Source organism: Planktothrix tepida PCC 9214, from assembly GCF_900009145.1.
Classification (GTDB): Bacteria; Cyanobacteriota; Cyanobacteriia; order Cyanobacteriales; family Microcoleaceae; genus Planktothrix; species Planktothrix tepida.
This window is the reverse complement of the sequence record NZ_LN889805.1, coordinates 10,512-12,460: the sequence shown is the minus strand read 5'-3', so window position 1 is coordinate 12,460 and position 1,949 is coordinate 10,512. Positions and strand designations below refer to the sequence as shown.

Here is a 1,949-nt window from a genome sequence, read left to right as displayed (position 1 = left end):
AAATTTGGGCAAGGGAAAAGAAGATTTAGCCTGAATCGGATTATGAATAAACTAGCTCATACTTCCGAAACGGCCATTGCTATTACTTTTTTAGTGATGAATCTCTCTGTCATTCTTAGGCAGATTTTGGGGTCAATTTTTTTATGCAATTACTTTTTTCGAGTCATAGATTATGACAACTTATCTGTTAACTCCTTACTTCAAAAAAAACTGATTTACCCTTCTAACTTCATTCGCTAGTTAGGGCTTGCTGAAAAAGTAACAGAAAAGGAAACAAATGATTAACTAGGGCTTGCTGAAAAAAGGGGAAAAGCCAGAACAGGCAGGAGGAGAAGACAAGAAAAAATGAATCAGGTGCAAGGGATAGGTGTAAAATAGCCCAAAAACCTTGCAGGAGTCGGGGAAAATGTACCGTAAAGACGAACAACCAAGGACACCACCCGAAGAGTTCAAACTGCCGTTTGAGGGAAAGCTGTCGGAAGATAATCGGTGGGTAATCATGGCTCAATGGATACCGTGGGAAGAATTTGAAGCGGAATATGAAGAATTATTCTCTTCTGTGATGGGAGCACCCGCCAAAAGATTTAGGATGGCATTGGGAGCTTTAATCATCAAAGAAAAATTAGGAATAAGTGATAGAGAAACAGTAGAACAAATCAAAGAAAATCCCTACTTGCAGTATTTTATCGGGTTGTCAGAATACAGGAACAAGGCACCATTTGATGCCTCAATGTTAGTGCACTTTCGGACAAGAATCAATGTGAATTTAGTGAATAAAGTCAATCGGGTAATGATCAAAAGAATGCGAGAGGCGAGTAAGGAGCCAGTCACCGAAAATCAATCAGAAGCTGAAGAAGGAAGTGAGAGGAAAAACCGAGGAAAATTAATAGCAGATGCAACTTGTGCCCCGGCTGATATCACATATCCGACAGACTTAAAAATTTTAAATCAAGCCAGAGAACAGACAGAAAAAATCATTGATAGTTTGCATAAAAGCCGTCAGGATAAATCAGAGAAGAAACCCAGAACTTATAGAAAAAAAGCGAGAAAAGACTACCTAGAAGTAGCAAAACAACGCCGACCTGCGCGGAAAAAAAGACGAAATGCCATTAAAAAACAACTGCAATATATTAAACTAAACTTAGGGCATATAGACCAAATCATCGCCAATAGAGGGACGCTGGATAGCTTAAATAACAAGCAATATAAGAGTTTATTAGTCATATCAGAAGTTTATCGTCAACAGCAGTGGATGTATGATAATAACAAACAAAGTATTTCCGATAGAATCGTCAGTTTGAGCCAACCTCATATTCGTCCGATTGTGCGAGGTAAAGCCGGAGTGTCAGTAGAATTTGGTGCTAAATTGTCTGCGAGTTGTATGGATGACTATGTATTTCTTGACCGGATTAGTTGGGATAATTTTAACGAATCCTGTGATTTAAAAACACAAATAGAGGCTTTTAAAGAATATACGGGGCATTACCCTGAGTCAGTCCATGTAGATAAAATTTACCGAACGAGAGAAAACCGAGCTTGGTGTAAAGACAGAGGAATTAGAATCAGTGGCCCCCCATTAGGGAGACCGCCAGCACATCTTAGTAAAGCTACTAAGAAACAGGCGTTAGACGATGAAAAGATTCGGAATTCAATTGAGGGCAAATTTGGGCAAGGGAAAAGAAGATTTAGCCTGAATCGGATTATGAATAAACTAGCTCATACTTCCGAAACGGCAATTGCTATTACTTTTTTAGTCATGAATCTCTCTGCCATTCTTAGGCAGATTTTGGTGTCAATTTTTTTAGTCAATTACTTTTTTCGAGTCATTGATTATCATAACTTATCGGTTAACTTCTTTCCTCAAAAAAAAACTGATTTACCCTTCTAACTTCATTCGCTAGTTCATCATTCGTTTCCTTTTCTGTTACTTTTTCAGCAAGCCCGAATTA

The 1,949-nt window shown here is 38.3% G+C and carries 2 protein-coding genes; both read left to right on the top strand.

Annotation, left to right across the window (positions count from 1 at the left end; genetic code table 11):
• Positions 1-240, top strand: a 240-nt coding sequence (locus PL9214_RS32385; RefSeq protein WP_245824302.1) for a transposase, incomplete at its 5' end; no start/stop codon positions are given.
• A 166-nt stretch (positions 241-406) separates the two neighbouring features.
• Positions 407-1,901, top strand: a protein-coding gene (locus PL9214_RS19660; RefSeq protein WP_439331538.1) for an IS5 family transposase whose coding sequence is annotated in 2 segments (ribosomal slippage) — positions 407-1,809 and positions 1,808-1,901 — 1,497 coding nt in all. Because the reading frame shifts where the segments join, the coding sequence is not laid out codon by codon here.
• The last annotated feature ends 48 nt before the right edge of the window (positions 1,902-1,949 follow it).